Annotated in this window: 5 protein-coding genes and 1 pseudogene; 1 reads left to right on the top strand and 5 read right to left on the bottom strand. The window is 69.3% G+C overall.

What is annotated here, in order from left to right; all coding sequences use genetic code 11:
• Positions 1-902: 902 nt before the first annotated feature.
• The 3 genes and pseudogenes from ABIA33_RS34275 to ABIA33_RS34265 form a co-directional block, all read right to left on the bottom strand.
• Entirely contained in the window at positions 903-3,305 is a 2,403-nt protein-coding gene (locus ABIA33_RS34275; RefSeq protein WP_370087368.1) for a non-reducing end alpha-L-arabinofuranosidase family hydrolase, read from the bottom strand.
• 174 nt (positions 3,306-3,479) lie between these two features.
• A pseudogene (locus ABIA33_RS34270) lies at positions 3,480-3,944 on the bottom strand (WD40/YVTN/BNR-like repeat-containing protein); the annotation flags it as partial.
• Between the two features lie 333 nt (positions 3,945-4,277).
• Positions 4,278-4,559 (bottom strand): TetR-like C-terminal domain-containing protein, encoded by a 282-nt coding sequence (locus ABIA33_RS34265; RefSeq protein WP_370087360.1) that lies wholly within the window; start codon positions 4,557-4,559, stop codon positions 4,278-4,280.
• A gap of 39 nt (positions 4,560-4,598) precedes the next feature.
• Here ABIA33_RS34265 and ABIA33_RS34260 point away from each other — a divergent pair, with 39 nt between their 5' ends.
• Positions 4,599-4,775: a hypothetical protein gene (locus ABIA33_RS34260; RefSeq protein WP_370087358.1), complete on the top strand. Its 177-nt coding sequence runs from the start codon at positions 4,599-4,601 to the stop codon at positions 4,773-4,775.
• Positions 4,776-5,505: 730 nt separating this feature from the next.
• On the opposite strand, the gene ABIA33_RS34255 is transcribed toward ABIA33_RS34260, so the two are convergent.
• Positions 5,506-6,258 carry a response regulator gene (locus tag ABIA33_RS34255; RefSeq protein ID WP_370087356.1) on the bottom strand — a complete coding sequence of 251 codons (753 nt, stop codon included), beginning with the start codon at positions 6,256-6,258 and terminating at the stop codon, positions 5,506-5,508.
• Positions 6,255-7,391 (bottom strand): sensor histidine kinase, encoded by a 1,137-nt coding sequence (locus ABIA33_RS34250; RefSeq protein ID WP_370087366.1) that lies wholly within the window; start codon positions 7,389-7,391, stop codon positions 6,255-6,257. Before ABIA33_RS34250 ends, ABIA33_RS34255 begins: the two co-directional genes overlap by 4 nt.
• Between the last annotated feature and the right edge of the window lie 52 nt (positions 7,392-7,443).

The following is a 7,443-nucleotide window of genomic DNA, read 5'->3' as shown; positions in this document are numbered from 1 at the left end:
CACGCCCCCACCAGGCAGAACCCGAAGAAATCCAGGCCGTCCTTACAGCCTGGGCAATCGCCGGAACATGACCACCAGGAACTGCGAAACACGAGCGAAGCCTGTGGGTGCCGAGAAACCTGTCACCTACGCTGAGCTGCGACTTCAGGGTCACGATGTGATCACATGAAAGTGTTCGTGAGCCCGTCGGCGCAGGCTTGGGATTCGTGACGTTCCGTCTGGTCTAGCGATTCGGCTGCCTCCTGCTCGGCTGGCTGCGACTGCTGGCACGCTCCTCCGCGGCCAAGGACGTCGAGATCTTGGTGCTCCGACGCCAGCTGGCCGTCCTGGAACGAGGCGGCCCCAAGCCAGCCTTCACCCTCGGGACCGCGCGATACTCGCAGCCCTCCTGCGACTGCTGGCCAAGCGTCACCGTTCGGCGCTGAAGCTGCTGGTCACTCCGCGCACCGTGCTGCGCTGGCACGCGAGGCTGGTCGCGAAGAAGTGGACCTACCCGCCCCGCCGTCCGGGCCGACCGGCCAAGCCCGAGGCCCTGCGCGCCCTGGTGCTGCGCCTGGGCCGCGAGAACGACGGATGGGGGTATCGCCCAGGGCGGCGTCGTTCAGGAGATCTGTCCGTGTTGATACCTGTCCAGGTCTTGGCAGTGGCCAAGACTTCAAGGCCGTTGAGGTATCCGGCAAGCGCGCGACATCACGGCCCGCAAGCGGTATCCGCGGTGGCGTCGTAGTGCTTCGGTCCGTACCCGTGATGAGAGTCCACGAAGAGGGGAACCCCAGCCGACGCACGGCTGGGGTTCCTCGAGGCGGGAGTGTCGGTCAGCAGGTGGAGTGGCCCACGCCGTAGACCGCTCGTCCATGTGCCGGCAGACTGCACCTGATCGCGATCACCGTTGATCGGGCGGGTTAGCGCTGCAGGGTGAGGACTCCCGGTCGCCACGGCAGTTGGTCGTAGGGGCCGCTCGCGGTGGGGGACTTGCCCTGGTAGAGGAACTGCAGGTTGCAGGGGTCGATGGTCATGGTCTGGTCGGGGTTGCTGCGGACCAGATCGCCGTGGCTGATGTCGTTGGTCCAGGTGGCGCCGCTGTTGGCCTTGCCCGCGAAGGGGTTGCTTTCGCTGGCGGCCTGCGGGGTCCAGGAACCGCTCAGGCTGGAGGCCGTGAATGAGCGGAAGTAGCGCTGCTCATTCGCCCCCCGGGCCTCGACGATCATGAGGTACTGGTTCTGGCCCTGGACCTTGTAGACCTGTGGCGCCTCGAACAGGTTCTTCGTCGAGTCGCTCATGACCGTCGTGTACGAGGAGCCGAAGTTACCCGGGAAGTTCCCGATCGGCATGCTCGCCCGGTAGATGTGGCCGTTGTCACCGGCGAAGAACAGGTACATGTTCTGGCCGTCGGCGATCAGGGTCTGGTCGATCGGGGCGGCGCCCGGGATGCTGCCGGTGAACAGCGGCTGCGGCGCGGACCAGCCGTTGGGGTTGGTGGGGTCGCTCGACGTGCGGTAGACGAACGGCCACTGGCCCCACTGGTACGCCAGCACCCAGATGTTCTTGGGCGCGAAGTAGAACAGCGTGGGCGCCACCGCGGACTGGCCCATCCCGGTCTGGCCGGCCGACGCCATGTCCGACCAGTTCGTGAACGGGCTGAACATCATCGAGCCGTACGACGACCCCGACACGCTCGACGCGTAGACCAGGTGCTTGCCGTTGTACACCACGTCGGTGAAGTCCTTCACTGCGCCCCACCCGTTCGCCGGCTGCGCCAACGAACCCGTCGACGACCAGCGGTACGTCGACGGAAGGGCGCACGTGCCGCCCGTCGTCGTCGTCGACGTCGGCGACGGTGTCGGGGTCGGCGACCCGGACGAGCTGAAGTTCCAGTGCTGGTTGGCAGCTCCCCAGGAGTCCCAGATCTGGACGGTGGTGCCGTTGGCGGTCTGGTTGCCGGGGGTCTCCAGGGCTCGGCCGCTGGCGACGTTGGTGAGGGTGTAGGAGCCGTCGCTGTTCTGGGCGGCCTTCCAGTGCTGGTTGGCGCCGCCGTTGGAGTCCCAGACCTGCATCTTCGTGCCGTTGCCCGTCTGGTTGCCCGGCTCGTCCAGGACCCGGCCGCTGGCGATGTTGGTCAGCGTGTAGGAGCCGTCGCTGTTCTTGGTGGCCCGCCACTGCTGGTTGGTGGCGCCGCTGGCGTCCCACACCTGGAGCGGGGTGCCGTTGCCGTTCTGTCCCGCGTACTCGTCGAGAACGCGTCCGGCGGCCACGTCGGAGAGCGTGTAGACGCTGCCGGAGTTGATGCCGCCGCCCGGCGTGCCGCTGCTGGCGCCGGCCAGGGTGGTGAGTACCGCGTTGTAGGCGGGCTTCTTGTTGCCGTTGTTGTCGAACAGCAGCGGGTTTTCGCCGGTGCGCCAGGAGTCGCTGTCGCGGATGCCCCACACTGTGATGCCCGTGCAGCGGGCGACGTTGAGGCAGGCCTGGACGGTGTTGGTGTAGGCGGTGGCGGACGCCTGGGCGATGTCGAGCTCGGTGATCTGGACGTCCACGCCGAGCGCGGCGAAGTCGGACAGGGTGGTCTGGAAGCTGGCGGGGGGGCCGCCGGCGCCGAAGTGGCTCTGGAAGCCGACGCAGTCGATGGGGACGCCGCGGGACTTGAAGTCCTTGACCATGTTGTAGACGCCCTGGGTCTTGGCGTCGGTCCAGTTCTCGATGTTGTAGTCGTTGTAGCAGAGCTTGGCCGAGGAGTCGGTGTTCCGGGCGGTGCGGAAGGCCTCCTCGATGAAGCCGTTGCCCAGCACGTTCTGGAACACGGAGCTGCGGTGCTGGCCGCTGCCGCCGTCGGCGAACGCCTCGTTGACCACGTCCCAGGCGTAGATCTTGCCCTTGTAGTGGGTCATCTCGGTGGTGATGTGGTTGTCCATCACACTGCGCAGGGTGTTGGCGTCGCTGATGGAACTGACCCAGTTGGGCAATTGGGAGTGCCAGACCAGGGTGTGGCCGCGCATCTTCTGGCCGTGCGCGGAGGCGTGGTTGACGATCGAGTCGCCGGGGCCGAAGTTGAACGACCCGCGGGAGGGTTCGGTGGTGTCCCACTTCATCTCGTTCTCCGGGGTGATCGCGTTGAATTCCCGGTCGAGAATGCTGGAGTACGTCGAGTCGCCGAGCCTGCCCGCGGCCACTGCCGTGCCGAAGTAGCGGCCGCTGCCGGCCGCTGCGTCGCCGACCGTGGTCGGCGTGCCGGCGTTCGGCGTGAATGCGGCCTGGGCGACCAGCGGTACGGCAGCACCCGCGGCGGCGAGCACCACGGCGGCGGCGATCAGACGGCGGGTTGCCGGACGGCGGCGATGAGAGCGGTTCTGATCTGGCAACGGCTTGTCCTTCTGGCGCAGTGGGCCTTGGTCTCGGCCCCGGTTACCTGTCAGTGGCCGCCGCGCGCAAAAAGGTTGCCGTGATCGGGGAGGAATATTTTGTCGAGCCGGAGATTGGCGCGGCCCTCATCCCGGCGGGGCCAAGCCGCCCCGGAGCGCGAGGGCACCTGCGGCGGTCCCGGCGTCGGCGCGGCAGGTGTCGTCCTTGGCGTCCCGCCCGCCGGTGGCGTGGTTGTGCTGGCCGGCGAAGACGTGCTGTCCGGGCGGCACCGAGTTGCCCCATTGGTGGGCGTCGTCGTTGATGCGGAGCCAGGTGGCGCCCTTGTCGGTGGAGCGAAAGACTCCGGCGACGCCCTTGACGGTACCGATCAGGTACAGGGCCTGGTAGGAGCTACCCGGTGCAGCCTTGCCGAAGCCGACGGCGGATGCGGACTGCACCGAAGAGAGCGTGGTGAAGCTGCGGCCGCCGTCGGTGGAGTGCAGCAGGCCCTTGCCGCCGCCGGCGATCCACAGGTCACCGGCGACGCCGGGGACGGCGCTGAGCTTGCCGGAGGACAAGTTGGTGGCGCGGGCGGTGAAGGTCGCGCCGCCGTGCGGGCATCGAGATGAGGATTCAGTCCATCGGGTTGAGACCGACGGCGGCCACCCGGACCCGGACTTGGCCGCCTGCGCGTGCGGCTCGGTGACCTCGCGTAGTTCAAGGACCTTGGGTCCACCGAAGGTCTCGTGGACAACGGCTCGGCTCATGGTGAGGGTGCCGCGCTTGACGTGGCACATGTCCCTCGCGAGTTTGTGGCGGGACTCCTGCACGGTGAACTGCCGGCTCATCTGGCGGCGGCAGGTGTCGTCCACGGGTCGACCACCCGCAGCAGGTGCTCGGTCTCCGGGAGGGTCCAGGTGCTGATCGGCTACCCTCTGCTCGGATCACGACTGGATCAGAATGTGGTGGGCGTGTTCCAGTCGGCTCTGCACGCGCGATTCCGGCTGGCGTCCGCCCATCTGGAGGGTGGCAAGGCCGTGCAGGGTTGCCCAGGCGACTTCCGCTCTGGTGTGGTCGGGGCCCGGGAAGACCTCGTGGATCGCCGCGAAGGCGCGCTGTAGCGGTTCAGGGGCGCTCGCGGTCCCGAAGCCCAGGTCCGAGGGCATCGAGAACATGGCTTCGTACAGGTGGGGCCGCGCTACCGCGAACTCGAGGTAGGCGCGCATACGCGCCAGAGGCTCGGCGTCGGCCGCTTCGAGTTCTTCGTGCTGGAGGACATTCGACGCCGGGTCGCCACAATCCAACGCGAGCTCAGCACGACGATGGTGCGCGCCCCCGCCAACCCGGAGGAACAAGCCTGCCTCGACGCCCTGGTGGACGAGATCGTCCAGCGGCTCAGAAGCGCAGCCAACTCCCTGGTGGAACCCGAACCCCAGGACTGACCACCCCGCCCGGTCGGTGCCTGCGCCCTTTCCCCTTCGCACCCCCGTACAGAACACGCCGGGGCGGCTGGGCCCACACCGTGACCAGTCCAGCCGCCCCGGCACCCAGCGCATTTCCCGATGGATGTCAGCAGACATCCCATCCCCTCCCTTGGAAGTCCTATGGACCACAGCACATTCGGCTCAGCGTTGATGAGCTCCGCCCCGACCATCCCGCTCCGGACGCGTTCGTCGTGAGCGACCAGCCGCTACCGCTTGACGATGTGAGTGGCCCACCCACTGCATCGCCTGCGCCGCCTGGCGTCCAGTTGTCCCTGATCGGGCAACCGGTACCGATCCGCCTGCCCGCCGACCTGTGGCAAAAGTGGCTCGCAGACCAGGAGATCGTGCAGCGCTTCGAGGTCAAGCGCTACTCACGCGGACCCCGCCAGTGCTGGCCCTGGCTCGCAGCGGTGAGCGACACAGGGCACGGGAGCTTCCGCGCGGCCAGCCTGCCCGGAGCGTCACGGCGCGGAACGACCGCTCCTGAGCTCTCCGGGACCTGCCTGATTCCTGGAGGACCCAGGCAGGTCCCGGCCCCTCCCGAACGCTGAGCCCCGGAGCACCGACTCGCGCCGTACGGCCGGGACCGGCGATCAACTCCAACTGGACGGAATCGGCCCGACACCGGCCCCGCCGAAGCACGCCGAGCAATCTCACTCCTGGCGAACCAACGCCCATCCGCGTCCCCTCACAGCTCTGGAGGAGCCGGCTCGATTGACCGGGCCTGCCGACGCGCCTTTGAACTGGGTCCACCGGTGCTGGTGCTACCGGCGTTTCGTTGATCTGCGCTGCCCGGCATGAGGCGGGATTCCCATGCCCAGGCGGTGATCTCGCTGCGGTTGCGGGCCCCGAGTTTGTTCTGGATCGCGGCGAGGTGGCCCTTCACGGTGCTGACGGAGATGAAGAGGGCGGCCGCGATCTCCTGGTTGGTGCGGCCCCGGGCGACGGCGCGGACGACGTCGGTCTCCCGGTCGGTGAGCGCGGGGTCGGGCCGGTGGGCTGGGGAGGGTTTGATGGGGGCGAGGTTGCGGAGCAGGCGCCGAGTGATCGACGGGGAGATCAGGGCGTCCCCGGTGCTGGCGGCCCGCACGGCGGCGGTGAAGAGGGTGGGGTCGCCGTCTTTGAGGACGAATCCGAGGGCTCCGGCTTGCAGGGCGCCGTAGACGTAGTCGTCGAGTCCGAAGGTGGTGACGATGACGACCCGGAGCGGGTCGGCGATGCCCGGGCCGGCGAGTGCGCGGGTGACGTCGATGCCGTCGAGGCGGGGCATCCGGATGTCGATGAGGCAGACGTCGGGCCGCAGTTGGCGGGCGAGCGCGACGGCCTCGGCGCCGTCGCGTGCTTCCGCGACGACGGTGATGTCGGGCTCGTCCTCCAGGATGAGGCGCAGGCTGGTGCGGATCATGGCCTGGTCGTCGGCGACCAGCACGCTGATGCTCACGGGCGGTCTCCGGCTTGCAGGGGCAGGGTGGCCCGAACCGACCAGCCGGCGCCGGGCCGCGGACCGGCGTCGAGCGTACCGCCCAGTGCCTCGACGCGCTCGCGCATGCCGACCAGGCCGTAGCCGCCGCGCGTGGAGGCGTGGATCGCGGGGTGCGGCGGAGCATCGTTGCCGATCTCGACGGTGATGTCCGTGCTGTCCTGGGAGATGGTGACGGTGGCCACGCGGGCGCCGCGGGCGTGGCGGGCGATGTTGGTCAGGGATTCCTGGACGACCCGGTACACGGTGGTGGTGACGATGGGTGGCCACGTCGGCGCCGCGGTGGGCAGCCGGAGATCGACGGCCGGTCCGTGCTCTTCGAAGCGGCGGACCAGGTCGATGAGTTGCTCCGGTCCCGCGGTGACAGCAGCGCCGTCCTCCGCGTCGCGGAGCAGGACGACCACCCGTCGCATGGCGTCCATGGCGTCGGTGCCCGAGCGTTCGATGTCCGCCAGGGCGGCGCCGAGGTGGTCGGGCTGCTTGCGGAGCATGATCTGGGCGGCGTGGGTGTGCATCACGATGCCGGCGACATGGTGGGCGACGACATCGTGCAACTCCCGAGCCAGGGCAAGGCGTTCGTCTCGCCGCACCGCCTCGGCGGCGGCCTGGCGGCGATACTCCAGAAAGCGCAGGACGAGCCCCGTGCCGAGGCCGGCCAACCAGCCCTGGACGCCCACGTGGAAGTGGGTGGCGGCGTGCGAAAAGCTCACCAGCCAGCCGAGTCCGGTGACCGCGAGCCCGGCCGCGGCGACCGCGGCCGCTCGCCGGGGCGGCAGTGCCCGGACGGCGGAGCCGGCCAGCACGGTGAGCGCCAGCGACGCGGCGAGACCGGGCTGGCCCGTCAGGTACCCGGTGGCGGCGGCGAGGACGGCGGCAGCCGCGAGGGACAGGCCGACCGCCGCGGCGACCAGCCGGTCGCGCTCCCGGAGCAGCGCCGCGACGCAAACCACTGCACCGGCCGCGCAGTCGAGCAACCAGCCCCGGCCACCCGGGTGGACGGCATGCCGGTAGGCCGTCGCCGCCAGCACCGCCGCGAAGGCCAGCCCGAGCAGCACGTCGATTCGCCTGGCGGCCAGTGCGGCCAGCCGTTCCATCACCCTCACGGTGCTCAGGCTACGGAACCGGCCGCGGCCGCCGTACCGGCCA

The organism is Streptacidiphilus sp. MAP12-16 (genome assembly GCF_041262165.1).
Lineage (GTDB): Bacteria > Actinomycetota > Actinomycetes > Streptomycetales > Streptomycetaceae > Streptacidiphilus.
Note: the sequence above shows the minus strand (reverse complement) of the source record. Positions and strands in the feature narration are given on the sequence as shown.